The following is a 26082-nucleotide window of genomic DNA, read 5'->3' as shown; positions in this document are numbered from 1 at the left end:
CGTCTCCGCACGAGGCCGGCCCGGCCGTGCGATTGCTGTGAATAGTAGCGGGTAGCCGTGAACGTCCGATGACGGTGGCCCCCACCCTCAGACCCCCGGGAAGGTACGGGACCACGGCTCCGTCCAAAGGTTCTGAGGATCGCTCAGCACCGTCACCGTGACACCCTGCGCCGCCAGGTCCCGCTTGATCCGGTCGCCCACGGAGGGGTCGGCGGTCAGGACGGTCGGCGGGACGGGCGCGGCCGGGAGCTTGTCGATGGCTCCCTTGAGGCGGCCCAGAGACTTCTGGTAGTCCTCCTCCTTCACCTGGGGACCGCCGATGGACACCCAGTGGATGTCGTACAGCGCCGTCATGTCGCCCCCGCGCCGGTTCAGCAGCGAGGCGAGCCAGGTGGCCTTGAGGTTCTTGTAGTCGTCGTTGGCGAAGAGCGCGATCACCGGGCCCTTGCTCGAGATGTCGAGCGCCTGCGCGCCCTTGGGGCCCATGTCCCCCTTGAACTCGCCGCGTCCCCAGGCCACCAGCGGGTTGGCGGACCAGGCGGACGGGTTGTCCTTGGTGGTCAGGAAGCCCCACTGCACGTTGGCGAAGAGGCTGAGCGCGGCGGCGACGGCGAGGCCGGACATCGCCAGCTCGCCGAGGCGGCTCGGCAGCGTGCGGCCCGTCCCCCGGTACGGGCTCTGCAGCATGACCCCGACGGCGCCGAGGGATATCAGGCTGACCACGACGCCCACGGCCGTCATCTTGTGGAAGTAGTACGAGTACTTGCCGATGGTGTGCAGCTGGTAGGCGGCGAAGGCGCTGAGCAGCCCGCCGGTGCCGAGCAGGACCGCGAGGTGCGCCTGGCCGACGGCGGTCCGGCGGTTGCGCGGCATGACCGCGGCCAGCAGGCCGAGCAGCCCGCCGCCGATGAGTATGGAGCGGTCGGCCCCGACGCTCGGGCCGTTCATGTTCGAGGCACTGGCCACGTCGAGGTTGCCCAGCACGGACAGGACGCTCGGCAGCGCGGCCACGCCCAGCGCGCACGCCAGCGCGCCGGCGGTCCACCACCAGCGCCCGGCGAACTTGCGCCGGTGCGCCGCCAGTGCGCCCAGCAGTGCCACGCCGACGAAGGCGCCGTAGATGTTGTACGCGTAGGTGACGGTGATCAGACCGGCCGACGCGGCCAGCACGAACTCGGTGGTGCCCATCGCCGGCCGGATCAGCACGGCCAGCGCGAGTGCTATCAGCAGCAGCCCGATGAAGGTCGAGTCGAAGCCGTGGACCATCAGGTCCATGTAGTTGCTCGCGAACATGATCGCGCCGACGGTCGCGCACACCGCCGCGCAGCGCCAGCCGCGCAGCCGCGGCCCGCCGATCCACCGGGCCGCCCAGACCAGCGCGGCGCAGAACAGCGCGTAGCCCACCAGCAGGTACAGGAAGTACCGGTTCATGGTGTAGAGCATGTCGCCGGAGTCGGCGGCGGAGTGGACGAGGGTGTCCGTCCAGGCCAGCAGGAAGTGGGAGCCCTGCGGGTACGTCACCTCGGACGGCGGTATCAGGAAGGACCGGGCCGCGTCCTGGTGGAGGAAGTTGAAGCCGCCGACGTTCTGGATGCCGGAGAAGAAGGAGAAGTGCGCGAGCCGGTCCTCCGACGTGGCGAAGTACGCGACCCGCTCGGCCGCCGACGTTCCCGCGATCGGGTGGAACAGGTAGTGCCAGACGCCGTAACCGGTGCCCAGGACCAGCAGGTCGGACCAGCGGAAGCGCAACGGCAGGCGCGGGCCGCGGCGGGCGGCCCAGGCGGCGACCGTCACCACGCTGAACATCAGGCCGCTGGTGGCGACCGGCGAGAGGCCCCACGGCCAGAGCGAGAAGAGCAGGCCGAACGTCAGCACCGAACCGGCGAGCACCAGCCCGGCGACGAACAGCCGGTCGAGCAGCACGCCGCCGACCCGGAGCACGGCGGCTATGGAGAACAGCAGCAGCGGCAGCAGCAGGACGCCCAGGTCCAGCGCGACCAGCCCGGTCGGCACCAGCCAGGACAGGGCCAGTCCCCCGGCCAGGACGAGCGGGTTGCGCCTGGACCGTCCACCGGTGGTCGACTCGGGCGGCGGCCCCGGCGGTGCGGTCGGACGTTGAAGCTCGCGCTCAGGCGAGGAATGTACGGTCGACACGGTGCCGTGCCCCTTCGGTCAAGTCCCTGCCGCCCGTCTCCCCGGCCGGGTGCGGACTTCCACTACCGTCAGCGGGCAGGCTACGAGCCACAGCATACCGAGGGGCCCGTCGGCACGACGGGCTGAGGGGCCCGGGTGGGCGGTCCGCGAACCAGTGGGAACGGCCGCCGTTCAGCCCCGGTTCAGCCCCGGAAGACCCAGATCTTCAGCAGCACGAACCGGGCCACCGTGGCCAGGCCGTTGGCGGCGACCAGTCCGGCGACCTCCACCGGCCGGGAGGCGTTCGGCGCCACCTGGTCCAGCAGGGCGAGCACGCCCGCGCTCAGGCCGAGCCCGATCAGGAAGGCCACCGCGCCCTGGAGCTGGTGCCGGACCATGCCCTGCGAGCCGGTGACCCCGAAGGTGAAACGGCGGTTGGCCGCGGTGTTGGCCACCGCGCTGACGGCCAGCGCGATCAGGTTCGCCGCCTGCGGGTCGGTGAACCACCGCGCGGCGACGAACAGCGCCAGGTAGAAGACGGTGCTGAGCACGCCGATGACCAGGAAGGACGGCAGCTGGCGGCGGGTCGACGGGGCCGGCTCGACGGGCTCCGCCGGTCCCTCGGTGACGGTCACCGGCCCGGGCCCCGCGCGTCGTCCTGCGCCGCGGCGTCCTGCGCCAGTTCGTCGTCCGCCGAGTCGTAGCCGACGAAGTAGGTCGGGCGGGCCTGCACCGCCGAGTAGATCCGGCCGACGTACTCCCCCAGCAGTCCGACGCAGATCAGCTGTACGGCGCCGATGAAGAGCATGCCGATGAACAGCGAGGACCAGCCGGGCACGGTCGCACCGAGCGCGTACGAGAGGGTGGTGTAGACCGCGAGGGCCAGGCAGACCACGAAGCTCACCAGGCCCAGCCAGGTGGCCAGCCGCAGCGGGGCGGCGGAGAAGTTGGTCACGCTGTCCAGCGCGAGCCGGACCATCTTGGACAGCGGGTAGTGGGTGCCGCCGGCCACCCGCTCCTCCCGGACGTACACCACCTCGCCGCTGGGGAAGCCGAGCCACGGCACCAGCAGCCGGTAGACGGGCTGGTGCTCGGGCAGCTGCTTGAGGGCCTCCACGGCCGCGCGGCTGAGCAGGCGGAAGTCGCCGGCCTGGTTGGGCATCCGCTTGCCGACCAGCTTGCGCATCAGCCAGTAGTAGGCGCCGGCCGTCCGGCGCTTGAAGGCGGTGTCGGTGGCGCGGTCCCCGCGCACGCCGTAGACGACGTCGAAGCCCTGCTCGCGGGCCAGGTCGAGCATCTCCGGGATCTTCTCCGGCGGGTCCTGGAGGTCCGCGTCGATGCTCACCACGTAGTCGCCGCGCGCCCGGTGGATGCCGGCGGTGAGCGCGGCCTGGTGCCCCGAGTTGCGGGCGAAGCGGACGATGCGGAACTCCGGCCAGTCCTGCCGGACCTTCTGCAGGACGACGGGGGTGGCGTCCGTGCTGCCGTCGTCGACGCCCACGACCTCGTAGTCGACCCCGAGCCCGTCCAGGATCGGCCGCAGCCGCTCGACGGTCAGCGGGAGCGCCTCCTGCTCGTTGTAGATCGGCATCACGACCGACAACAGTGGTGCCGTTGGCATGCGTTGGATCCCACTTTCCGCGACGGCGGGCTGGACGGTCGCCCGACAATAACAGCCGGCCATGAGCAGCCCGTGAGAGCCGGTGAAGGCCTGATGAAGGCCGAAGGGCTCCGCACACCTGGGTGTGCGGAGCCCTTCGGTTCGCCTGTACGGGACAGACAGGTCAGAACATCAATTACTTGATGATCTTGGTGACCTGGCCGGCGCCCACGGTGCGGCCACCCTCACGGATGGCGAACTTCAGGCCCTCCTCCATGGCGATCGGCTGGATCAGCGCGACCGTCATGGCGGTGTTGTCGCCCGGCATGACCATCTCGGTGCCCTCGGGGAGGGTCACGACGCCGGTCACGTCCGTGGTACGGAAGTAGAACTGCGGGCGGTAGTTGTTGAAGAACGGGGTGTGGCGGCCACCCTCGTCCTTCGACAGGATGTAGGACTGGGCCTCGAAGTCGGTGTGCGGCGTGACCGAACCCGGCTTGATGATGACCTGGCCGCGCTCGACGTCCTCGCGCTTGATGCCACGGAGCAGCAGACCGACGTTCTCACCGGCCTGGCCCTCGTCGAGCAGCTTGCGGAACATCTCGATGCCGGTGACCGTGGTGGTGGTCTTGGTCTCCTTGATGCCGATGATGTCGACAGTCTCGTTGACCTTGAGGATGCCACGCTCGATACGACCGGTGACGACGGTGCCACGACCGGTGATCGTGAAGACGTCCTCGATCGGCATCAGGAACGGCTGGTCCACGGCGCGGGCCGGGGTCGGGATGCTCTCGTCGACGGCGTGCATCAGGCCGAGGAGCTTCTCGCCCCACTCCTTGTCGCCCTCCAGCGCCTTCAGCGCGGAGACGCGGACGACCGGCAGGTCGTCGCCCGGGAACTCGTACTCCGAGAGGAGCTCGCGGACCTCGAGCTCGACGAGCTCCAGGATCTCCTCGTCGTCCACCATGTCGGCCTTGTTCAGGGCGACGACGATGTAGGGGACGCCGACCTGGCGGGCCAGGAGGACGTGCTCCTTGGTCTGCGGCATCGGGCCGTCGGTGGCGGCGACGACGAGGATCGCACCGTCCATCTGGGCCGCACCGGTGATCATGTTCTTGATGTAGTCCGCGTGACCCGGGCAGTCGACGTGGGCGTAGTGACGCGCCTCGGTCTGGTACTCGACGTGCGCGATCGAGATGGTGATACCGCGCTGCCGCTCCTCCGGCGCCTTGTCGATCTGGTCGAACGGCGTGAAGGGGTTGATCTCCGGGTACGCGTCGTGCAGCACCTTGGTGATGGCCGCGGTAAGGGTCGTCTTACCGTGGTCAATGTGACCAATGGTGCCGATGTTGACGTGGGGCTTCGTCCGCTCGAACTTCGCCTTCGCCACTGCAGTCCTCCTGAGGACAGTTCTGTACGCCGTGCTGACGTCAGTTGGTCTTTGATCGGGTTTGGCCCGAGGTGCCGGAAGCACCTCGCACCGTCCCGCGGGGTGGGGGCCGGAGGCCCCCCGGGAGGATCCGACCGGATCCTCCCGGGACGCCCCCTAATAGCCTAAGGGTTCGCAATCGTCCCGAATATCGGGACAGCCGCGGCCTCGTAGGGAGCCGGCTGGCGCCGGTCCTTACTCGCCCTTGGCCTTGGCGATGATCTCCTCCGCCACGGCCTTCGGAACCTCGGCGTACGAGTCGAACTGCATCGAGTAGCTCGCGCGACCAGAGGTCTTGCTGCGCAGATCACCGACGTAGCCGAACATCTCGGAGAGCGGCACCAGCGCCGTGACGACGCGGGCACCGTGACGCTCGTCCATGGACCGGATCTGGCCACGGCGAGAGTTGATGTCGCCGATCACGTCGCCCATGTAGTCCTCGGGCGTGGTGACCTCGACGGCCATCATCGGCTCGAGGAGGACCGGCTTGGCCTTCCGCGCGCCTTCCTTGAACGCCATCGAACCGGCGATCTTGAACGCGAGCTCGGACGAGTCGACGTCGTGCGCCTGGCCGTCGAGCAGCTTCACGCGGACACCCTGCAGCGGGTAGCCGGCGAGGATGCCGAACTCCATGGCCTCCTGGCAACCGGCGTCGACCGACGGGATGTACTCCCGCGGCACGCGGCCACCGGTGACCTGGTTGACGAACTCGTAGCCCTCGGCCTGCTCGAGCGGCTCGATCGCGATCTGCACCTTGGCGAACTGACCGGAACCACCGGTCTGCTTCTTGTGGGTGTAGTCGATGCGCTCGACGGCCTGACGGATCGTCTCGCGGTACGCGACCTGCGGCTTGCCGACGTTGGCCTCGACCTTGAACTCACGCTTCATACGGTCGACCAGCACCTCGAGGTGCAGCTCGCCCATACCCGCGATGATGGTCTGGCCGGTCTCCTCGTCCGTGTTGACCTGGAAGGACGGGTCCTCCTCGGCGAGACGCTGGATGGCAACACCCAGCTTCTCCTGGTCACCCTTGGACTTGGGCTCGATCGCGACGCGGATGACCGGGGCCGGGAAGTCCATGGACTCCAGGATGACCGGGGCCTTCTCGTCGGACAGCGTCTCACCGGTGGTGGTCTGCTTCAGGCCCATGACGGCGACGATGTCGCCGGCGCCCACCGACTCGATCTCCTCACGCTTGTTCGCGTGCATGCGGTAGATCTTGCCGATGCGCTCCTTCTTGCCCTTCACGGCGTTCAGCACCGAGGTGCCGGACTCCAGGCGGCCGGAGTAGATCCGGACGAAGGTGAGCTTGCCCAGGTGCGGGTCGGACATGATCTTGAACGCCAGCGCGGCCAGGGGCTCGTCGTCCGAGGCCTTGCGGGTGATCTTGGTCTCCGGGTCGTTGGGCTTGGTGCCCTCAACCGACTCGATGTCCAGCGGCGACGGGAGGTACTTGACGACCGCGTCGAGCAGGGGCTGAACGCCCTTGTTCTTGAACGCGGTACCGCAGAAGATCGGCGTGAAGGCCGACTCCAGGGTGCCCTTGCGGATCGCCTCGTACAGCAGCTCCTCGGGGACGTCCTCGCCCTCCATGGCGAGCATCATCACGTCATCGCTGACGTTCGACACCTCGTCCAGGAGCATCTCGCGGTACTCGTTCGCCTGCTCCTGCAGCTCGGCCGGGATGTCGACGATGTCGTACATCTCGCCCTTGGCGGCCTCGGCGGACCAGACCAGCGCCTTCATGCGGACAAGGTCGACAACGCCCTTGAAGTCCGCCTCGGCACCGATCGGGAGCTGCATGACCAGCGGGGTCGCGCCGAGGCGGTCCACGATGGTCTTGACGCAGAAGAAGAAGTTCGCGCCCGTGCGGTCCAGCTTGTTGATGAAGCAGATGCGCGGGACGCCGTAGCGGTCAGCCTGCCGCCACACGGTCTCGGACTGGGGCTCGACACCGGCAACACCGTCGAACACCGTCACGGCACCGTCGAGGACGCGCAGCGAGCGCTCCACCTCGACGGTGAAGTCGACGTGACCCGGGGTGTCGATGATGTTGATGGTGTTGTCGACGTCGTCGACCGTCCAGTGACAGGTCGTCGCGGCCGACGTGATCGTGATGCCGCGCTCCTGCTCCTGCTCCATCCAGTCCATGGTGGCAGCGCCATCGTGGACCTCACCGATCTTGTACGAGACGCCGGTGTAGAACAGGATCCGCTCGGTGGTGGTGGTCTTGCCCGCGTCGATGTGCGCCATGATCCCGATGTTGCGGACCCTGGCGAGGTCAAGGGAGGTTGCAGCCATGGTGGCTCGTTCTCTCTCTGTCTAGTGACGGGGTAGGGACTACCAGCGGTAGTGCGCGAAGGCCTTGTTGGACTCGGCCATCTTGTGGGTGTCCTCGCGACGCTTCACGGAAGCGCCCAGACCGTTGCTGGCGTCGAGGATCTCGTTCATCAGGCGCTCGGTCATGGTCTTCTCGCGACGGGCGCGGGAGTAACCGACCATCCAGCGCAGCGCCAGGGTGCTGGCGCGGCCCGGACGGACCTCGACCGGAACCTGGTAGGTCGCGCCACCGACACGGCGGGACTTGACCTCGAGGGCCGGCTTGACGTTCTCCAGCGCACGCTTCAGCGCCACGACCGGGTCCGAGCCGGTCTTCTCACGGACGCCCTCGAGGGCGCCGTAGACGATCCGCTCGGCGGTGGAGCGCTTGCCGTGCAGCAGGATCTTGTTGACCAGCTGGGTGACGACCGGGGAGCCGTAAACCGGGTCGATGATGACCGGGCGCTTCGGGGCGGGGCCCTTACGAGGCATTCTTACTTCTCCTTCTTGGCGCCGTAGCGGCTGCGAGCCTGCTTGCGGTTCTTGACACCCTGGGTGTCAAGCGAACCGCGGATGATCTTGTAGCGGACACCAGGAAGGTCCTTCACACGACCACCGCGCACCAGCACGATGGAGTGCTCCTGCAGATTGTGGCCCTCGCCCGGGATGTAAGCGGTGACCTCGATCCCGCTGGTGAGGCGCACACGGGCGACCTTGCGGAGAGCCGAGTTCGGCTTCTTCGGGGTGGTCGTGTACACACGCGTGCAGACCCCACGACGCTGCGGGGAACCCTTCAGCGCGGGAGTCTTGTTCTTCTCGACCTTGTCCTGCCGGCCCTTTCGGACCAGCTGCTGGATCGTAGGCACCGTTTCTCCGTTTTCTGTGTGCCAAGGCTTGGTAAAACTAACCTGCGGTGATCCCCCGCACACGGCCCCGTGGTCGACCCACGCGGTCGGGTGTGTTGGGCTTATTCCGACACGGAATCCCATGAGCTGATGTACAGCGACGGCGCTCAACGCGCGGGGCGCTGGAAGGCGCTCCGGCTCGGCGCGGCGACCGGTGTGCATGCACGCACAAGGACCCGGGGACACCCCAGGCACAAGGTCAGAGCGTACCTAGCGCATCGGGCGCGGTCAAAACAAATGCAACGCCGCAGGTCGCGACCTTCGGCCGGATGTCCCGGGAGTGTCCCGGACGCGACCACCCGGTGTCGGGCCGCCCTCCACCCGCTCTACCACAGCCCGCCGACCGCCGCCACCGGGGCGGGACGCGCCCGGGGCGGCCCGCTCAGACCGGCACCTGCAGCATCACCAGGAGCAGCAGCGTCCAGAGCGCGCAGCCCGCGTAGCCGAAGAGCAGGCCGAGGGTGGAAACCCAGTCGCCGGCCCGGTCGTGGCTGCTCTGCTGGGCCTTCGCGATGTGCCCGACGACCACTGCGGGCAGCGAGAGGCCGGTCAGGCCGAAGACCAGTGAGGTGACCGCCAGCCCGTTGGTGGAGCGAACCGGCGGCGGAGGCGGCGGGAGGAAGGTCGCCGGGACGGGCGGGGCGGCGAAGGCCATCGGCGCCGGCATCGGGCCGGAGGGCAGGTCGGACACCAGCCCGGCCAGCTGGCCGTAGGTCTGCGCGACGGAGGCCTGCTCGTGGCGCTGCTCGTACTCCTCGGCGGAGAGCCGGCCCTCGGCGAACGCGGCCTTCAGCACGTCGATCGTCCGATCCCGGTCCGCGTGCCCGGCGCGCATCCCCGTGTGGAACCCGGGCTGCGGGACGGACTGCGGGACGGGCTGGGGCTGCCGGTCCCCGCGGCGATCCGGCTCGCCGGGGCCCGAGGCTCCCCACGGTTGAACGGCCATCCGCACCTCCCGGCACCCGGCGCGGCCCCGCGCCCCTCGCTGTCCCTCACTGCCCCTCATAGTGCAGGACGAACGGCGCAGCTGAGTAGTTGCCAATTCCAGCCCGGCACCCGCCGTAACGCGCCGTCCGGACGGCGCGCCTCACCCGTTCGGCCCACTCTCTCAGGGGATCCTCAACTCGGGAGACAGTCCGTTTCCGCAGTGACAGGCTGAGTCCGAGACACCCATCCGCCAGCGAACAGAGAAGGCCGCCATGCAGGCGTCAGCGCCGCCGCCGTCCGACCGCCCCGTACCCGTTCCCCCCTCCGCCGTCAGCATCCAGGGGCTGTGGAAGCACTTCGGCGGCCAGGCCGCCGTCGCCGGACTCAGCCTGGAGCTCCCGGCCGGCTCCTTCATCGGCCTGGTCGGCCCGAACGGCGCCGGCAAGACCACCACGCTGTCCATGGCCACCGGCCTGCTCCGGCCCGACCAGGGCACCGTCCTCATCCACGGCGGCGACGTCTGGGCCGACCCGGTCGCGGTCAAGGCCCGGATCGGCATCCTGCCCGAGGGGCTGCGGATGTTCGAGCGGCTCAGCGGCCGCGAACTGCTGCAGTACAACGGGCGGCTGCGCGGCCTGCCCGGCGCCGAGGTGGACCGCCGCGCGGAGGAACTGCTGGCCGTCCTGGACCTCGCCCGCGACGCCGACAAGCTGGTCGCCGACTACTCCACCGGCATGCGCAAGAAGATCGGTCTGGCCGCCGCGCTGCTGCACAACCCCGACGTGCTGTTCCTCGACGAGCCCTTCGAGGGCGTCGACCCGGTCTCCGCGCAGACCATCCGCGGCGTGCTCAAGCGGTACGCGGCGGCCGGATCCACGGTGGTCTTCTCCAGCCACGTGATGGAACTGGTCGAACAGCTCTGCGACTGGGTCGCCGTGGTCAACGCCGGCCGGGTGATCGCCCACGGCCCGCTGGACACCGTGCGCGGCGGGCGCAGCCTCCACGAGGCCTTCCTCGGCCTGATCGGCGTCCGCGAGGACGACGGCCAGGCGCTCGGCTGGCTCGGCGGACAGGCCGGTGGGCAGGCCGGCGCGCAGCTCGGGGGCGGGCAGCTCGGGGGTGGGCAGTGAGCACCGCCCCCGCAGCCGCCCGTACCCCGGTGCCCGACGGGCGGACGGTGGTCCGCGCCCTGGTGGCGCTCAAGCTGCGGCTGCTGCGCAACGGCCTGCGGCGCAGCCCCGGCCGGACCGCCGTGTACGTCATCGGCGGCGTCCTCGGTCTGGCCTTCGCGGCCGGCATCGCCTTCGCCCTCGCCATGATGAACGGGCGCTTCGACGGCTCCGGGGACGCCGGGGTGATGCTGCTCGGCGTGCTCACCCTCGGCTGGGCGGCGCTGCCGCTGTTCCTCTTCTCCAGCGACGAGAGCGCCGACCCGACCCGGCTCACCATGCTCCCGCTGCGGCCCGGCCCGCTGCTGCGCGGCTCACTGCTGGCCGCGCTGATCGGGCCCGGCCCGCTGGTCAGCCTGGTGCTGGTGACCGGCGCGGCGCTGTCCGGCGCCAACGGCGGTGCCTCGGCCGCGGCCGCGCTGGTCGGCGTCCCGCTGGCCGTGCTCTGCCTGGTCACGCTCTCCCGGGCGGTCGCCGCCGGCAACGCCCGGATGCTCTCCAGCCGGCGCGGCAAGGACTTCGCGATCTTCGGCGGACTGCTGTTCGCCCTGCTCGTGCAGGCCGCCAACGTCGGCTCGCAGAGCGTCTTCGGCCGGCCCGGGGACCACCTCGACCTCAGCCCGCTGGCGCCGATCGCCTCCGTGCTGCGCTGGCTGCCGCCGGTCGGCGCGGCGGACGCGGCCCGCACCGCCGGCGAGGGGCGGTACGGGCTGGCGCTGTTCCAGCTCGCCGCGGCCGCGGCGCTGCTCGCCCTGCTGCTGCGCTGGTGGCGCGGCAGCCTCCAGGAGCTGATGGTCACCGCCGACTCCTCCACCCTGGAGGTGGCCCGCGGCGTGCAGAGCTCGCGCGGCTGGAGCCTCCTGCCCGAGGGCCGGGTCGGCGCGGTGATGCAGCGCCACCTCCGGTACGCCTGGCGGGAGCCGCGGGCCAAGGCCGCGGTGTTCACCAGCATCGGCATGACGCTGGTGATCTGCGTGCTGTCGATGGTCCAGGGCTGGTCGAGCGTCTACCTGCTGGCGATGACCGGGATGTTCCTCGGGCTGCAGATGCTCAACCTGTTCGGCATGGACGGCTCGGCGTTCTGGATGGTCGCCGCCACCCTGCTCACCCCGGCCGACGCCCGGGACGAGCTGCGCGGCCGGGCCTACGCGGTGCTGTCGTACGCCGTTCCGGTGACGCTGGTGCTCGGGCCCGTGCTGGCCGCCGCCACCGGCGACTGGGCCGGCCTGCCGTCCGCACTCGGCCTCGCGCTCGCCCTGCTCGGCTGCGGCGTCGCGCTCGGCGCGACGCTCAGCGTGCTCGCGCCGTACACCATGCCGGCCGACAGCAACCCGATGCGCAACGCCGCCCCCGGGCAGGGCGGCCTGGTGCTGGTCAACCAGTTCGGCTCGCTGTTCGGTGTGGCGTTGCTCTCCCTGCCGGTGAGCGGCTATCTCGGCTGGGCGCTGCTCTCCGCCGGCCCGACCTGGCCGGTTCTGCTGGTCGGCCCGCTCTACGGCGCCCTGATCGCCGCCCTCGGCATCCGCTTCGCGGCCGGGCGGCTGCTGGAGCGCGCCCCGGAGATCCTGGCCAAGGCCGTCGAGCGCTGAGTCGCCTGCGTCACCCGGAGCGCCCGGTCCCGTCGAAGGGGCCGGGCGCTCCGGCATCATGGGCGGGAGGGCCGGACCGTCGAGGAGAGCAGGGACACACCGTGGGCAAGCGCGCGCAGCAGGACGGGGACGGGGGCGCCGGCCCACTGCTGGAGCAGGCGGTGCGATCGGTGCTGACGGCCCCGGACGAGACGCTGGACCTCGCTCTGGACACCGGGGCGTCGCTGCTCGCCGCCTCGGCCGGGCAGTGGCCGGCGGTCAGCCGGGCCCTGCTGGGGTACGCGGACACCGCCGTCGGCCGCTGCTGGTCCGCCGGGTGGCGTCCGGCCGACCTGGCCCGGGTGGTCCGACGCGGGCTGAAGCCCGTCCACCTGGCCCTCGCGGTGGACCTGATCGCCGCCGAGGGCCGTCGGCACCCCGCGGCCGCCCTCGACCGGCGCTGGCACGAGCAGCTGCGCGAGCTGGAGGCCGAGGTGTGGTGGCCGGGTGACGAGCAGTACCTCGGCGCCTTCGCCGACCGGCACCGGCTGGACCGCTTCGCGCTCGCCACCGCCGCCCTGGAGCTGCTGCGGACCTGGGGCCGGCTGCCGCCGATCTCCCCGGTCGGCCCCGCGCCCGGCCGGCGGCCGCAGGCCGAACGCGCCGCCGGCCCGCAGGCCGGCGAGCCGCGGATGCTGGCCCGGATCCGGGCGCTGCTGGCCAAGGCCGAGTCCACCGAGTACCCGGAGGAGGCCGAGGCGCTCACCGCCAAGGCCCAGCAGCTGATGGCCCAGCACAGCATCGACGACGCGCTGCTGGCCGCCACCGGCGACGACCGGAACACCCCGGCGGCGCTGCGGATCGGCGTGGACAACCCGTACGAGAGCCCCAAGACGATGCTGCTGGACGCCGTCGCGGCGGCCAACCGGTGCCGGGCGGTGTGGGCCAAGGAGTTCGGGTTCTGCACCGTCGTCGGCTTCGACGGCGACCTGGACGGCGTCGAGCTGCTCTACACCTCGCTGCTGGTGCAGGCCACCCACGCGCTCAACAAGGCCGGCTCCCGCCGGGACTCGCGCAGCAAGGCGTTCCGGCACTCCTTCCTGGTCGCGTACGCGGCGCGGATCCGCGAGCGGCTGACCGCCGCCACCGAGCGCGCGACCAGCGCCGCCGCGGCCGGCCGGCACCTGCGCGAGGACGGCACCGAGGAGCAGCTGCTGCCCGACGAACGGCTGCTGCCCGCGCTCGCGGCCCGCTCCGAGGCGGTGGACGACGAGGTCGGCCGGCTGTTCCCCAAGCTGGTCTCGCAGCGGGTCCGGGTGAGCGACGGCGTGGGCTGGGCGGCCGGGCGCGCCGCCGCCGACCGCGCCGCGCTGCACGGGCGCGCCGGGCAGATCCGCCGGTAGACCTGATAGAACGGATCCCGCCATGAACCAAGGGGGATCGACGTGACGGAGTCGGCGGCCGAATCGGGATACCGCGACCGGGTGCGCGGGGCGCTGCTCGGCGGGGCCGTCGGCGACGCGCTGGGCTGGCCGGTGGAGTTCCAGCAGCTCCAGCAGATCCAGCAGCGGTACGGGCCGGACGGCGTGACCGGGCTGCCGGCCGGCGCCGGGCCGGTCGAAGTCACCGACGACACCCAGATGACCCTGTTCACCGCCGAGGGCCTGATCCGCGCGTTCGTCCGCGGCTGGACGGGCGGCGGCGGCTCGGTGCCGGAGGCCGTCCACGCCGCGTACCGGCGCTGGCTGCTGACCCAGCGCCAGGGCTCGCCGGACACCGCGCCGCAGCCCCGCCCGTACGACGGCTGGCTGCTGACCAGGCCCTTCCTGTACGCGTCGCGGGCGCCCGGCAACGCCTGCATGAGCGGGGTGTCCGAGCACCCGGAGTTCGAGTCGCCGTCCGTGATCGGGCAGCCGGGGCCGATCAACCCGGGCTCCAAGGGCTGCGGCACGGTGATGCGCTCGGCGCCGTTCGGGCTGGCACGGCTCGGCGTCGAGCTGTCCTTCGGGCTGGCCGTGCAGTGCGCCCAGATCACCCACGGGCACCCGACCGGCTACCTCTCGGCGGGCGCCTTCGCGGCGCTGGTCGAGCGGCTCGCCAACGGGACCGAGCCGTGGGCGGCGGTCGGCGAGACCGTGGAGCAGATCCGCGAGCTGCCGGGGTCCAAGGAGACGGTGCAGGCGCTGGCCCGGGCCGTCCGGGTGGCCCAGGAGTCGCAGCCGACGGCGGAGTCCGTGGAGCGGGTCGGGCTCGGCTGGATCGCCGAGGAGTGCCTGGCCATCGCGGTGTACTCGCTGCTGGCGACCACCCTCGAACCCGACCCGGTGCGCAGCGCGCTGCTGCTGTCGGTGAACCACTCCGGGGACAGCGACTCCACCGGCGCGGTCTGCGGCAACCTGGTCGGCGCCGCGTACGGCGCCTCGGCGCTGCCCGCCGAGTGGGCGGGGGCGGTCGAGGGCCGGGCCGAACTGCTGCGGGTCGCGGACGACCTGCTGGTGCTGTTCGGCAGCCGCGACCCGGCCCACCCGGCGCTCGGCGGGCGCTACCCGGCCTGGTGACGCCCGGTCCTCCTCCGGCTGCTTCGCCCACTTCGCCCGCTTCGTCCGCGGGTCGGTTCAGGGCGCCTGCGGGTCGGCTCAGGACGCCTGCGGGTCGGTGACCTGGCCGAGGAACAGCGGCCGCCCGTCGGCGGTGTCGCGGATCAGGAACAGGAACGGCCGGTCGATGTGCAGTTGGACGGACTCCGGCGCGGCCGGCGCTGCCATCGCCGCCACCCCGGCGCCGCTGCCGGCCGCCGCGACCGTACCGTCCTCGTTCACCTCGACGGTGGCCTTCTGCACCACCGCGCCCAGACCGAGCGGCTCCTTGGCGGTGATGCCGGTGATGCCGGTGATGCCGGTGAAGTCGGGCGCTTCGAAGGCCGCCTTGACGCCGAGTGAGCGCAGGGCGGGGACGAGGTCGTTGGCCGTGTCGAAGTGGAACCGCGGCAGGGTCAGGTCGACGGACCGCTCGTCGAGCCCGCCGAGGATCCGGTCGAGCTGGGCCTGGTCCAGGCCCTTGCTGAAGGCCGTGTACCCGCCCTGCGCGGGGACGATCAGGTCCATCGCCAACCCGCCTCCCGCATAAGGGAGTTCGACGGCCTGCCAGGGTTCGCCGACGATGCCGCCGGAACCCTCGGCGTACCGGAGGGTGCCGGTGCGGCTCATCGTGCTCACCGACGGGGTGGAGCCGTCCAGCCGGTGGAAGGGGCGCTCGGAGGTGTTCGCGGGCTTGAACCCGGAGGCCCACGCCGCCTTCAGGTAGAGCGCGTCGGTGAGTGCCAGCCGGGTGTCGGCGGTGATCTGTCGCGGGCCGAAGAGTTCCTTGATCCGCCCCTCGGTGGCCTTCTCCACCGCCGCGTTGATGCTCCTGCAGGCGTCGGCCGGGTCCTTGGCGAAGTCGACGGGGTGCACGCCGGTGTCGAAGGCGGCGGCGAGCGTGTCCAGGTACTCCGGGGCGACGGCCAGGCCCTGCTGCGTCCACAGGTCGTCGGACCGGCGCAGGACGACCTGGTCGCCGCCGGCCCGGCTCCCGCGGTCCGGCGCGCCGACGGCGAGGGCGTACTGTCGCGGGTCGAGCCCGGTGTGCAGGGCCTTGGCCAACTCCTCGGCGGTGGCGCCGCGCGCCCCCGGCAGCAGCATCCCGAGCACGCTCGCCAGCCCGGCCGGCGAGACCACGACGTTGCGCCCCGCCCCGTCCGGTGTCGCGGTCAGCGCGTGCAGCAGGTCCAGCCCGAAGGCGCTGGTCCCGGCCGCCACCGCCGCCACCTGCCCCGGATCCACCGCCGCCCGGCTCCCCGACGTCGAGGCCCGCACCACCACGGGCCCCCCGCCCGCCGCACTCCCGCACCCGGCCAGCGCCGGGCCGACGGCCAACCCGGCGGCGAGAAGCAGCCCCACCCGACGGCGGGAACGGCCATGCCCTGCGGTGCTGCGCTTCGTCATGGCCCTTCGACGCACCACCCCCGAACCCGGTTCCGCCCGGGCCCAGAGCGCAGGTCGTGGAGCTCAGTCCCAGAGCGCAGGTCGTGGAGCTCAGTCCCAGAGCGCCCCGAGCTCGAGCAGCTCGTCCCGGTACTCGATCCGCTCCACCCACTCCTGCGGCCAGACCGACTCCCCGTGACGGGCCCCGGCGAAGGCGCCGGTCAGACAGGCCAGGGAGTCCGAGTCGCCGCTGGAGTAGGCGGCCCGGCGGACGGCGGCCACCGGGTCGTCCGGCAGCAGCAGAAAGCAGAGCAGGCCGGTGGCGAAGGCCTCCTCGGCGACCCAGCCCTCACCGGTGGCCAGACACGGGTCCGCTTCGACGTCGGGCGCGGCGAGCGCGGCGTCCAGCCGGTCGAGCACGGCCAGGCAGTCGTCCCAGCCGCGGGCGATGACGTCCTGCGGCGAGTGGCCGTGCCAGCGCGCGGCGAGGTCGCCGAGCCAGAACTCGTCGTACCGCTCGCGGCTCGCCAGCGCGTACGCCCGCAGCACCGCGGGCAGGCCGGCCGGCGGAACGTCCTCGGCGAGCTTGCGGATGGCGTACGCGGTGAGGTCACTGGCGGCGAGTGCGGTCGGGTGCCCGTGGGTGAGCGCGGACTGCAACTGCGCGGCGCCCGCGAGCTGGCGGGCGTCGAGTTCGCGGATCAGCCCGACCGGAGCGACCCGCATGTTGGCGCCGCAGCCCTTGGAGCCGACGTCGCTCGCCTGCTGCCAGCGGTACGCGGGGCGGCTCAGCCGCTCGCAGGCGCGCAGGCAGGTCATGCCGGGAGCACGGTTGTTCTGCGGGGAGCGCCACCAGTCGACGAACTCCTCGCGAACGGGCCGCTCCAGCCGTAGCGGGGTCAGCGGCCCGCGCTCCAGGGCAATGCGCAGACCACGGCCGAGGGCGAGGGTCATCTGGGTGTCGTCGGTGACCAGCGCCCTTGGGGGCAGCGGAAGTTGCCGCCAGTCCGGGTGGTCGTCGGCAATCATCCCTACCGTCTTGAACTCGGTCACCCGGCCGATCGCATCCCCGATCGCCAGCCCCAGCAGTGACCCCGTCGCCTTGCCCACAGCTCTCCCCCGTTCCTCGAACCGACCCCGACCTGTCCCAGCCCTCGATCTAGACCTCGACCACCAGTTCCCTGAGGCCCCGGATCACGTAGCCCGGGTTCCACTCCGGTTCGCGGGCCAGGCGCAGGCCGGGGGCGCGGCGCAGGAGGGCGCCGTAGGACTCGGTGAGTTCCAGTCTGGCGAGCGGGGCGCCGAGGCAGAAGTGGATGCCGGCGCCGAAGGTGATGTGGGGGTTGTCGGTGCGGCCGAGGTCGAGGCGGTCGGGGTCGGTGAAGCGCTCGGGGTCGCGGTTGGCGGAGCCGAAGAGGAGGGCGACCTCGGAGCCGCTCGGGATGGTGACGCCGCGCAGCTCGATGTCCTCCAGGACCCACCGTTCGAACAGCTGCAGCGGGGTGTCCCAGCGCATCAGCTCCTCGATGGCGGTGGGCAGGAGCGCGTCGGTCGCGCCGCGCAGCCGGGCGAGTTCGCCGGGGTTGCGGAACAGCGCCCACCAGCCGTTGCCGGTGGTGTTGACGGTCGCCTCGTGGCCGGCGTTGAGCAGCAGCACGCAGGTGGAGATCATCTCCTGCTCGCTGAGCGCGTCGGAGCCCTCCTGGGCCTGGATCAGCGCGCTGATCAGGTCGGTGCCGGGGGCGGTGCGGCGTTCGCGGATGAGGGCGCGCAGGTAGTCGGAGAACTCGGTGCTCGCGGTGACGGCCTTGCGGGCGGCCTCCTCGCTCGGGTTGAGCTCGTACATGCCGGTGATGTCGGCGGACCAGGGCCGCAGCAGGTGCCGGTCGCCCTCCGGCACGCCGAGCATCTCGGCGATCACGGCGACCGGCAGTGGCTCGGCGACGGCGGCGATCAGGTCGCCGCCGCCGGCCGCGAGCAGGCCGTCGACGAGTTCCCCGGCGAGCCGCTGGACGGTCGGCCGCAGGCCCTCGACCATGCGCGGGGTGAAGGCCTTGGAGACCAGCCGGCGGATCCGGGTGTGGTCGGGGGCCTCCAGGTCGAGCAGCCCGAAGTCGTTGAGGGTGTGGAAGGGCTCGTGCGCCGGGTCGGGTTCGGGCCGCCCGAACTCCTGGTGGCTGAAGCGGTGGGTGTAGGTGCGCCCGAGCCGCCGGTCGCGCAGGAGCGCGCTGACGTCCTCGTGCCGCGAGACGAGCCACTGCCCGGTCGGCTCGAAGTACGTCACCGGCGCGTGCTCGCGCAACTCGGCGTACGCGTCGTACGGGTGGGCCACGAACGCCGCCGCCCAGGGGTCGAACTTCGCCGTCGTCGTCATCGCTCGATCACTCCAGGCCATGAGGGGGGAGCCGGAAGGATCATCGTACGCATGCGGTTCACCCGTTTTTAAGCCCCTTCTTCAGAGCCCCTCCCCCACCAGCCTGCGCACCAGGGCCGGCAGTGCCTGGGAGATCGGCTCGCGGATCACCTCGTCGGCGGCCTCGTCGTACGGCGTCGGCTCGGCGTTCAGGATGATCAGCTTCGACCCGGTCCGCACCGCGTTGTACGGCAGCGCCGCCACCGGGAACACCTGAAGGCTGGTACCGACCGCGATGAACACGTCGCAGGCGCGGGCGATCGAGTCGGCCTGCCCGAGCACCTCCTGGTCCAGGTTCTCGCCGAACATCACCGTGCGCGGCTTCAGGATCCCCCCGCACGCCCGGCAGGCCGGGTCCGGCTCGCCCGCCTCGACCCGCCGCAGCGCCTCCGCCATCGGCCCCGTCGCCGCGCAGCCCAGACACTGCACCTCCAGTGCGGTGCCGTGCAGTTCGAGCACCTTGCGCGGGGCCAGCCCGGCCCGCTGGTGCAGCCCGTCCACGTTCTGGGTGAGCACCCGCAGCGGCAGCCCCGAGCGCTCCAGATCGACCAGCGCCCGGTGCCCGGCGTTCGGCTCGGCCCCCAGCACACCCGTCTCCAGCCTCAGCCGCCACGCCCGCCGCCGCACCTCGGGATCGGCACGGTACGGGCCGATGGTGACCAGGTCCTGGGCCGACGGGTCCCGCTGCCAGAGCCCCTGCGGGCCGCGGTAGTCGGGGATGCCCGAGTCGGTCGAGATGCCCGCGCCGGTGAGGACGGCGATCAGGGGGCGTTTCGCGTTCATGCCCCGGACGGTACGGGCGGCCCGGTTCGGGGCGCCAGCGAAAATCCGGGTGCGCCGCGCCAACTACCGCCGCACACTGGGCCGGTCACCCCACCACTTGCCAAGGAGCCCCGTGCAGGGAGCAGTCAGCGTCTCGCCCGTCCAGATTCCCGAGTTGCTGCTCGGGCTGGCCACCGTCCGGCCGGTGTTCCTCTGGGGCGCGCCCGGGATCGGGAAGTCCTCGCTGGTGCGGGAGTTCGCCGAGTCGCTCGGCCTGGAGTGCGTGAGCCTGGTCGGCACCCAGCTCGCCCCGGAGGACCTGATCGGTGTCCCTCAGCTGACCCCGGAGGGCCGTTCCCGGTTCTGCCCGCCCGAGCAGATCGCCCGCGACGAGCCGTACTGCCTGTTCCTGGACGAGCTCAACGCAGCGACCCCGGACGTCCAGAAGGCGTTCTACTCGCTGATCCTGGACCGCCGGATCGGCTCGTACGAGCTGCCGCCCGGCTCGATCGTGATCGGCGCCGGGAACCGCGCCACCGACGGCGCGCTCGCCCGGCCGATGGCGTCCGCGCTGGTCAACCGCATGGTCCACGTGCACCTGCGGGCCAGCGCCGCGGACTGGCTGCGCTGGGCGGCCGGCGCCGGCATCCACCCCTGGGTCATCGACTACGTCACCGACCGGCCCGACCACCTGTGGTCCGCCCCGCCGAAGACCGAGGAGCCGTTCTCCACCCCGCGCGCCTGGCACATGCTCTCCGACGCGCTGCACTCCTTCGGCCCCACCTTGGACGAGGAGACCCTCAAGGTGCTCGCGTACGGGCTGCTCACCCCGCAGCACGCGATCGCCTTCTGCGGCTACGCCAAGATCGTCCGCAACGCGTACGGCCTGGAGGCGATCCTCAAGGGCGACGCCCGCTGGCCGCACCGGCTGGAGGACCGCGACCTGCTCTACTACCTGGCCGACGCCTTCCGCGGCCGCCTGGTCAAGGAGCTGCCGGCCAGCAAGGAGCACGCCTCGGGGGCGCAGCGGCAGACCGCCTTCCGGGCCAAGTCGCTGCTGGTGCAGCTGGCCGAGATCTCGGTGGAGGTCGCCCAGACGGTGATCGCCGACGGCGCGGACGGCAATCCGGTGCTGCCCTCCTGGTTCCTGATCGAGGCGGCCCGGGACATGCCCCGGCTGGTCGAGGCCCGCCGGTGAGTCCTTCCGTCCAGAAGGGTGCGAAGAAGCCGGACCCGGGCGCGGAGGTCTTCGCCGAGGGAGTCCGGCTGCTGCGCCAGAATCCGGCCTTCGACGCCGTGCCCGCCGATTTCTGCCGCCGGGACGACTGCGGGCTGGCCCCGCCCGGCGGCTGGGCGGTGGTCGACTCCGACGGCACCGTGCACGTCAACCCGCGCCGCCGGGCCGAACCGGAGGAGTGGGCCTGGGTGCTGGCGCACTGCCTGCTGCACCTGGGCTTCGGCCACGTCCCGGCCGCCCGGGGTATCCGGGTCCAGCCCGACGTCTACGAGGAGGCGGCCCGCTGCGCGGTGGTGAACCGTTTCCTCGCGACCTTCCCGGTCGGCCGCCCCCCGGTCGCCCTCCCGCAGGAGTACCCGGGCGGCGACGAGGAGGAGCTGACCGCCCGCTGGCGCCGCGACGGCCTGCCGCCGGCCGTCACCGCCGGGACGGCCGGCACCGCCGACCACGACCAGCTGCTGGTCGAGTGGCAGAACTACGGCCACACCCCGAAGGACTGGTCGATGGCCTTCGCCGCCGCCCTCACCCGCACCATGTCCGCCGCGATGGACCGGGCCGGCGGCCGTTTCGACCAGGAGACCGGCGAGCGCCTGCCCGTACGGCCGTGGACCAGGGCGCTCGGCTGGTTCGTCTCCTCCTACCCGCTGCTCGGCGGCATCGCGGCCGGCCTCACCGTCGTCGCCGACGCCGAACTGGCCCGCGCCCACGGCATCACCATCGCCGCCGTCAACGCCGAGGCCGGCGAGGTCTACATCAACCCGCTGCGCCAGCAGACCGACGAGGAGTGGCGGTTCATCCTCGGCCACGAGATGCTGCACGCCGCCCTGCGGCACGGCGAGCGTCGCGGCGGCCGGGATCCGTTCCTCTTCAACGTCGCCGCCGACTACGTCATCAACGGGTGGCTGCTGGAGATGGGCGTCGGCGACATGCCGGAAGGCCTGCTGCACGACCCGCAGCTGAAGGGGCTGTCCGCCGAGGAGGTGTACGACCGGATCGTCCGCGACGAGCGCCGGATCCGCCGACTCGCCACCCTGGCCGGCAAGAACCGCCCGGACATCCTCGGCGCACCGCTGGACCGCGGCCCGCGCGACTACGTGGACCTCGACGACTTCTACCGCCGCGGCCTCCAGCAGGGCTTCGAGCTGCACCAGCGCGAACGCGGGCTGCTGCCCGCCGGGCTGGTCGAGGAGATCCGCGCCCTCGCCCACCCGCCGCTGCCCTGGGACGCCCGGCTGGCCCGCTGGTTCGACGAGTTCGTGCCCCGCCCGGAGCCGGTCCGCAGCTACTCCCGGCCGGCCCGCCGGCAGTCCGCCACCCCGGACATCCCCCGGGCCGGCCGCTACCACCCGCCCGAGGAGGTGCCGCGCTGCACCTTCGGCGTCGTCCTGGACACCTCCGGCTCGATGAACCGGGTACTGCTCGGCAAGGCGCTCGGCGCGATCGCCTCGTACGCGGCCGCCCGGGACGTGCCCGCGGCCCGGGTGGTGCACTGCGACGCCGCACCGCACGACGCCGGGTACGTCCCGGTCGGCGAGATCGCCGGCCGGGTCCGGGTGCGCGGGCGCGGCGGCACCGAGCTGCAGCCGGGCGTCGACCTGCTGGAGCGGGCCGAGGACTTCCCGCGCGGGGCGCCCGTGCTGGTCATCACCGACGGCGCGTGCGACGTGCTGCGGGTGCGCCGCGAGCACGCCTTCCTCGTTCCCCGGGGCGCCGGGCTGCCGTTCACCCCGCGCGGACCGGTGTTCCGGATGAGCTGACGGGCGCCCGCCCCTCCCCTGCGGGAGCGGCCGTCCGTCCGTACCGCCCGGTCGGACCAACACCGGTCAGACCGGCGCCGGTCAGACCAGTGCCGGGCGGGGAGCGGCGGAGCGGCGGGCCAGCGGGGCCAGCGCCGCCAGGTAGCAGACCGCGGCCACCGGGATCAGCGCCAGGTCGACCCCCGAGGCGGCGGTGCCGGCCAGCATCAACACCGGGCTCCACCAGGGCAGCGTCCGGGCCGCGCCCACCGCGGCGGCGACCAGCAGAGCCAGCAGGCCGACGTAGAACAGCAGCGGGCCGATCTGGTAGACGGCCGGCAGTACCCCGGGGACGCCCTGGACGCGGTCGAACAGCCGCGACTGCCCGGCCTTGTCCGCCGCCGCCAGGCCGACGTACAGATCGATCCCGATCTGCACCAGCGAGGCCGCCAGGCCGACGAACGCCGTCCCGAGCGCGGCACCGGCCGCGAGCCGCCCGGCCGTGGTGCCGCGCGGGGCGAGCAGCCCGCGCAGGGCGAGCAGGACCGGGGCGAACAGCAGCAGCCCGGCGAACATCGCGGTGTGGCCGACCGTCCAGCCGAGGCCGGGTTCCCGGGAGCCCGGGACCAGCCTGATCCCCCCGTAGAGGGCCATCAGGGCGGGGGCGCCGACGACGGCGTAGGCGGTGCGGCGGTTCTGCTGCGGGGTGTTCATCCGACGATCTCCTGTGGTGATCCGCGGCCCCGGCAGGTAGCTGGTGGCCCGTGGTCCGTTCCGACACCACAGATGCTGTCCGCCGCACCCCTCGTCGCGGATCGCCCGCACCGGCGAACCCGCCGCCTCCCCCGCACGGGGGAGCCCCGACCAGGGGCCCCGCGCGCCCGGCGTGATCCGGAGGGGGGCCCTACGCCTCCCCCGCCACCACCGCGCCGGCCTCGTACGCGAACACCACCGCGTGCACCCGGTCCCGCAGCCCCAGCTTGCTCAGCACATTGCTGACGTGCGTCTTCACCGTGTGCTCGCTGACCACCAGCTCGGCCGCGATCTCCGCGTTGGAGAGCCCGCGCGCCAGCAGCCGCAGGGTCTCCTGCTCGCGCAGGGTGAGCTGCTCCAGCAGCTTGGACGGCGGCCGGACCGCCCGCTCGGGCGAGCCCGGGCGGCGGGCGGCGAACTCGCCGATCAGCCGCCTGGTCACCGAGGGCGCGAGCAGCGCCTCCCCGGAGGCCACCATCCGCACCCCGTGCGCCAGGTCGTCCCGCCGGACGTCCTTGAGCAGGAAGCCGCTGGCGCCCGCGTACAGCGCGTCGAAGACGTAGTCGTCGGCGTCGAAGGTGGTCAGCATGATCACCTTGGTGGACGGAAACTCGGCGCAGACCCGGCGGGCCGCCTCCAGCCCGTCCATGACCGGCATCCGGACGTCCAGCAGCAGGACGTCCGGGCCGTGGGCGCGGACCGCCTCGACCGCCTCGGCGCCGTCGCGCGCCTCGGCCACCACCTCGATGTCGGGCTGCGCGTCCAGGATCATCCCGAACCCTGCCCGCACCAGCTCCTGGTCGTCCGCGACGACCACCCGAATCGGATTCATCCGCCCGCCTTCTCCACCACGCCCGCCACCCCCAACGGCAGCCGGGCACTCACCAGGAAGCCCTTGCCCTCCGGTCCGGGCCCGGCCTCGGCCCGCCCGCCGCAGGCCGCCGCCCGCTCCCGGATGCCGACCAGCCCGCGGCCGCCGGACCAGCCGTTCACCGCGCCGCCGACGGTCACCGGCAGCCCGCGCCCGTTGTCGGACACCATGACCTCCAGGGTGTCCCCGGACCGCCGCACCCGGACCGCCACCCGGTCGGCGCCGGAGTGCTTGACCGTGTTGGTCAGCGCCTCCTGCACGATCCGGTACGCCGCCGCCTGGAGGTCGGCGGGCACCGCGCCCAGCCCGTCGGCCAGTTCGAGCTCCACCGCCGGTCCGGCCCGGCGCACCCGCTCTGCCACGTCGGCGAGTTCGGCCAACCGGGGCTGCGGAGCCAGCTCAGGGCCGGCCCCCTCCTCCTTCAGTACTCCGAGGACGCGACGCAGTTGGACCATCGCGTCGCGGCCCGCGTCGGCGATGGTGTCGAAGGCGCGGATCGCCCGGTCCGGGTTGGCGTGCACCACCAGCGGCCCGGCCTCGGCCTGGATGATCATCAGTGAGACGGCGTGCGCCAGGATGTCGTGCATCTCCCGGGCGATCCGGGCCCGCTCCTCCACCACCGCGCGGCCCGCCTCACTCGCCGCCCGTTCCCCCGCCTCGCGGGCCCGCTCGGCCTCCAGCCGGGCCAGCCGCCGCTGGGCGCGCACCAGCGAGCCGAAGACGAACGAGCCGACCGAGGTGAGCAGGCTGAACAGCATGCCGTTGGGCGAGTGGGTGCCGATCACGTTGGCGACCACCACCACCGCCAGCACCGTCCAGCGCTGCCGGTCCGGGGAGCGCTCCGCCACCGTGTAGATGCCGATCACCCCGGCCAGCGGCACCTGCGGACTCGCCGAGTGCGCCACCACGGACAGCGTCATGAGGGCCACGCTGCCCGCCGCCAGCGCGGCCAGCGGCGCCCGGCGCCGCCAGGGCAGCGACAGCGAGGTGGACACCGCCACCAGGTAGACCCACCACGGCCAGGCCGTGTCGTCGTTGCCGACCGCCCAGACCGAGATCCCGGCCGATGCCACGGCCAGCAGCGAGTCCAGCACGTACGGACTCAGCCCGGCCGACCAGCTCTGCCAGCGCGCCGCTCGCACCACCGCCGCCCCTCCCCCGGGTCCGGGGGCGCCGCCCCCGCGGAGAAGATCATGCCCTACCGGCAGGACCTCCGGAACGGCCCGGTCAGACACCGTCGACCGACACTCCGCCGGCGCCCGTGCGCGCCGCGATGCTGCGCGCCGCCCCCGGCTGCGAGGGGATCCCGAGTTCCACTCCGCCGGCCCCGGCGTGCGCGTCCACCGCGTACGCCTCCCCGGCCGGCACCCTGACCCGCACCCCGCCGGTCTCCGCCTTCGCCTCCACTTTCACGGGTGCCGCCGCGAAGTCGGCCCGCACCCCGCCGGTCCGGGTGCTCAACCGGACGGTCTGCGAGGTCAGCCGGGTGGCCTCGACCCCGCCGGTGTCCACCGAGGCCTCCACCTCGGCGGCCAGCCCGACCAGCCGTACCCCGCCGGTCTCCTGGGTCACCCGCACCTTCGTCCCGGCCGGCACCTGCACGGTGTACCCGACGCCGCAGCCCCGGCAGTCGTACGTCAGCCGCAGCACGCCGTCCTTCACCTCGTGCGTGGTCCGCGGCGCCTCGCCCCGGTAGTTCTGCTCCTCGGTCACGTGCACCGCGTCGCCGCCGCCGGTCACCACGATCCCGCCGGTGTGCGCCTCGACCACCAGTTCCCCGACCGGCTCCGACACCCCGTAGTCCACGGTCCGGTGCTCCTGGTCGTCCCCGAAGGGCAGGCAGGCGGACATCCCGACCAGCACCGTCCCCGTGATCGCCATCGCGCCCAGTACCCGCTTCATGCCCGGCCCCCTTCGAAAGCCCCGCCGTCCCGACACGCGAAGCCTCCCCCGGCCGTCCCCTCTCCCGCCTCCCTCGCCAGAGCGGTTCCGGCCCCTCCCCCGCACGAGGGAGGGGCCGCTCCCGGGAACGACGAAAGGGCCCGGAGGCTTGATGCCTCCGGGCCCTTCGTTGCTACTGAGTAGCGGGGACAGGATTTGAACCTGCGACCTCTGGGTTATGAGCCCAGCGAGCTACCGAGCTGCTCCACCCCGCGTCGGTAAACACGACTCTACGCGACTTCTGCCGGGGAACCTAATCCGTGCCCCGCAGGGCCCCCGGCCCCCTCGCCCCCTCGCCCCCTCGCCCCCGCAGCGGGAACGCCGCAGGGCGGCCACCCCGCGAGGGGTGACCGCCCT

General features: G+C 72.5%; 22 protein-coding genes and 1 tRNA gene. 6 read left to right on the top strand and 17 right to left on the bottom strand.

The genetic code is table 11. The features are described from left to right. Positions 1 to 87: 87 nt before the first annotated feature. From AB0P03_RS16270 to AB0P03_RS16235, 8 genes are all read right to left on the bottom strand, one after another. Entirely contained in the window at positions 88 to 2154 is a 2067-nt protein-coding gene (locus tag AB0P03_RS16270) for a hypothetical protein (RefSeq protein ID WP_363580098.1), read from the bottom strand. 182 nt (positions 2155 to 2336) lie between these two features. Further along, positions 2337 to 2768 carry a GtrA family protein gene (locus AB0P03_RS16265; RefSeq protein ID WP_363580096.1) on the bottom strand — a complete coding sequence of 144 codons (432 nt, stop codon included), beginning with the start codon at positions 2766 to 2768 and terminating at the stop codon, positions 2337 to 2339. Beyond that, the gene (locus AB0P03_RS16260) at positions 2765 to 3754 is read right to left on the bottom strand and encodes a glycosyltransferase family 2 protein (RefSeq protein WP_363580094.1); all 990 of its coding nucleotides are present in this window, start codon (positions 3752 to 3754) and stop codon (positions 2765 to 2767) included. Before AB0P03_RS16260 ends, AB0P03_RS16265 begins: the two co-directional genes overlap by 4 nt. A 175-nt stretch (positions 3755 to 3929) precedes the next feature. Next, positions 3930 to 5123, bottom strand: a complete 1194-nt coding sequence (gene tuf, locus AB0P03_RS16255) for an elongation factor Tu (protein ID WP_031063092.1) — start codon at positions 5121 to 5123, stop codon at positions 3930 to 3932. Positions 5124 to 5357: 234 nt separating this feature from the next. Then, a complete protein-coding gene (fusA, locus tag AB0P03_RS16250; protein WP_063348955.1) occupies positions 5358 to 7463 on the bottom strand; it encodes an elongation factor G in 2106 nt (701 codons plus the stop codon). Positions 7464 to 7502: 39 nt separating this feature from the next. Further along, positions 7503 to 7973, bottom strand: coding sequence for a 30S ribosomal protein S7 (gene rpsG, locus AB0P03_RS16245; protein ID WP_148644378.1), 471 nt, complete (start codon positions 7971 to 7973; stop codon positions 7503 to 7505). Between the two features lie 2 nt (positions 7974 to 7975). Further along, positions 7976 to 8347, bottom strand: a complete 372-nt coding sequence (gene rpsL / locus AB0P03_RS16240) for a 30S ribosomal protein S12 (protein ID WP_014144289.1) — start codon at positions 8345 to 8347, stop codon at positions 7976 to 7978. 421 nt (positions 8348 to 8768) lie between these two features. Next, positions 8769 to 9332 carry a DUF1707 and DUF4190 domain-containing protein gene (locus AB0P03_RS16235; protein ID WP_363580092.1) on the bottom strand — a complete coding sequence of 188 codons (564 nt, stop codon included), beginning with the start codon at positions 9330 to 9332 and terminating at the stop codon, positions 8769 to 8771. Between the two features lie 253 nt (positions 9333 to 9585). On the opposite strand from AB0P03_RS16235, the gene AB0P03_RS16230 reads away from it, so the two are divergent. The 4 genes from AB0P03_RS16230 to AB0P03_RS16215 all read left to right on the top strand — a co-directional run bounded on the left by AB0P03_RS16230 (position 9586) and on the right by AB0P03_RS16215 (position 14608). Further along, on the top strand, positions 9586 to 10443 hold the full coding sequence (locus tag AB0P03_RS16230; RefSeq protein WP_363629380.1) for an ABC transporter ATP-binding protein: 858 nt from the start codon (positions 9586 to 9588) through the stop codon (positions 10441 to 10443). Beyond that, entirely contained in the window at positions 10440 to 12071 is a 1632-nt protein-coding gene (locus AB0P03_RS16225) for a transporter (RefSeq protein ID WP_363629378.1), read from the top strand. Before AB0P03_RS16230 ends, AB0P03_RS16225 begins: the two co-directional genes overlap by 4 nt. A gap of 101 nt (positions 12072 to 12172) precedes the next feature. Beyond that, positions 12173 to 13453, top strand: a complete 1281-nt coding sequence (locus AB0P03_RS16220) for a DUF2786 domain-containing protein (protein WP_363580086.1) — start codon at positions 12173 to 12175, stop codon at positions 13451 to 13453. Positions 13454 to 13495: 42 nt separating this feature from the next. Further along, positions 13496 to 14608 (top strand): ADP-ribosylglycohydrolase family protein, encoded by a 1113-nt coding sequence (locus AB0P03_RS16215; protein ID WP_363629377.1) that lies wholly within the window; start codon positions 13496 to 13498, stop codon positions 14606 to 14608. Positions 14609 to 14686: 78 nt separating this feature from the next. Here the strand turns inward: AB0P03_RS16215 and AB0P03_RS16210 are convergent, their stop codons facing one another. The 4 genes from AB0P03_RS16210 to AB0P03_RS16195 form a co-directional block, all read right to left on the bottom strand. Beyond that, positions 14687 to 15871 (bottom strand): serpin family protein, encoded by a 1185-nt coding sequence (locus tag AB0P03_RS16210; RefSeq protein WP_363629375.1) that lies wholly within the window; start codon positions 15869 to 15871, stop codon positions 14687 to 14689. A gap of 252 nt (positions 15872 to 16123) precedes the next feature. Further along, the gene (locus AB0P03_RS16205; protein ID WP_363629374.1) at positions 16124 to 17122 is read right to left on the bottom strand and encodes an ADP-ribosylglycohydrolase family protein; all 999 of its coding nucleotides are present in this window, start codon (positions 17120 to 17122) and stop codon (positions 16124 to 16126) included. Between the two features lie 49 nt (positions 17123 to 17171). Then, entirely contained in the window at positions 17172 to 18386 is a 1215-nt protein-coding gene (locus AB0P03_RS16200; protein ID WP_363629372.1) for a cytochrome P450, read from the bottom strand. A gap of 81 nt (positions 18387 to 18467) precedes the next feature. Continuing rightward, positions 18468 to 19208: a Sir2 family NAD-dependent protein deacetylase gene (locus AB0P03_RS16195; RefSeq protein ID WP_363617965.1), complete on the bottom strand. Its 741-nt coding sequence runs from the start codon at positions 19206 to 19208 to the stop codon at positions 18468 to 18470. A 112-nt stretch (positions 19209 to 19320) separates the two neighbouring features. On the opposite strand from AB0P03_RS16195, the gene AB0P03_RS16190 reads away from it, so the two are divergent. After that, positions 19321 to 20385 carry a MoxR family ATPase gene (locus tag AB0P03_RS16190; RefSeq protein WP_363369345.1) on the top strand — a complete coding sequence of 355 codons (1065 nt, stop codon included), beginning with the start codon at positions 19321 to 19323 and terminating at the stop codon, positions 20383 to 20385. Beyond that, positions 20382 to 22181: a hypothetical protein gene (locus AB0P03_RS16185; protein ID WP_363580074.1), complete on the top strand. Its 1800-nt coding sequence runs from the start codon at positions 20382 to 20384 to the stop codon at positions 22179 to 22181. Before AB0P03_RS16190 ends, AB0P03_RS16185 begins: the two co-directional genes overlap by 4 nt. Before the next feature lie 81 nt (positions 22182 to 22262). On the opposite strand, the gene AB0P03_RS16180 is transcribed toward AB0P03_RS16185, so the two are convergent. The 5 genes from AB0P03_RS16180 to AB0P03_RS16160 form a co-directional block, all read right to left on the bottom strand. Beyond that, positions 22263 to 22874 carry a hypothetical protein gene (locus AB0P03_RS16180; protein WP_363580072.1) on the bottom strand — a complete coding sequence of 204 codons (612 nt, stop codon included), beginning with the start codon at positions 22872 to 22874 and terminating at the stop codon, positions 22263 to 22265. A gap of 190 nt (positions 22875 to 23064) precedes the next feature. After that, positions 23065 to 23745, bottom strand: a complete 681-nt coding sequence (locus tag AB0P03_RS16175; RefSeq protein WP_363580070.1) for a response regulator transcription factor — start codon at positions 23743 to 23745, stop codon at positions 23065 to 23067. Then, positions 23742 to 24929, bottom strand: coding sequence for a sensor histidine kinase (locus tag AB0P03_RS16170; RefSeq protein ID WP_363629370.1), 1188 nt, complete (start codon positions 24927 to 24929; stop codon positions 23742 to 23744). The genes AB0P03_RS16175 and AB0P03_RS16170 overlap by 4 nt, the downstream gene beginning before the upstream one ends. 82 nt (positions 24930 to 25011) lie before the next feature. Then, positions 25012 to 25686: a hypothetical protein gene (locus AB0P03_RS16165; protein WP_363580066.1), complete on the bottom strand. Its 675-nt coding sequence runs from the start codon at positions 25684 to 25686 to the stop codon at positions 25012 to 25014. A 180-nt stretch (positions 25687 to 25866) separates the two neighbouring features. Then, positions 25867 to 25940: transfer RNA gene (locus AB0P03_RS16160), tRNA-Met, on the bottom strand. Positions 25941 to 26082 lie beyond the last annotated feature (142 nt).

The organism is Kitasatospora sp. NPDC088779, assembly GCF_040685395.1.
GTDB lineage: Bacteria > Actinomycetota > Actinomycetes > Streptomycetales > Streptomycetaceae > Kitasatospora.
This window is presented reverse-complemented; position numbering and strand designations above follow the sequence as displayed.

Bases quoted from the DNA above. Each gene is read 5' to 3' on its own strand.
- AB0P03_RS16235 (WP_363580092.1), bottom strand. From the start codon at position 9,332: ATGGCCGTTCAACCGTGGGGAGCCTCGGGCCCCGGCGAGCCGGATCGC.
- AB0P03_RS16200 (WP_363629372.1), bottom strand. From the start codon at position 18,386: ATGACGACGACGGCGAAGTTCGACCCCTGGGCGGCGGCGTTCGTGGCC.
- AB0P03_RS16230 (WP_363629380.1), top strand. From the start codon at position 9,586: ATGCAGGCGTCAGCGCCGCCGCCGTCCGACCGCCCCGTACCCGTTCCC.
- AB0P03_RS16260 (WP_363580094.1), bottom strand. From the start codon at position 3,754: ATGCCAACGGCACCACTGTTGTCGGTCGTGATGCCGATCTACAACGAG.
- AB0P03_RS16180 (WP_363580072.1), bottom strand. From the start codon at position 22,874: ATGAACACCCCGCAGCAGAACCGCCGCACCGCCTACGCCGTCGTCGGC.
- rpsG (WP_148644378.1), bottom strand. From the start codon at position 7,973: ATGCCTCGTAAGGGCCCCGCCCCGAAGCGCCCGGTCATCATCGACCCG.
- AB0P03_RS16165 (WP_363580066.1), bottom strand. From the start codon at position 25,686: ATGAAGCGGGTACTGGGCGCGATGGCGATCACGGGGACGGTGCTGGTC.
- AB0P03_RS16195 (WP_363617965.1), bottom strand. From the start codon at position 19,208: ATGAACGCGAAACGCCCCCTGATCGCCGTCCTCACCGGCGCGGGCATC.
- AB0P03_RS16175 (WP_363580070.1), bottom strand. From the start codon at position 23,745: ATGAATCCGATTCGGGTGGTCGTCGCGGACGACCAGGAGCTGGTGCGG.
- fusA (WP_063348955.1), bottom strand. From the start codon at position 7,463: ATGGCTGCAACCTCCCTTGACCTCGCCAGGGTCCGCAACATCGGGATC.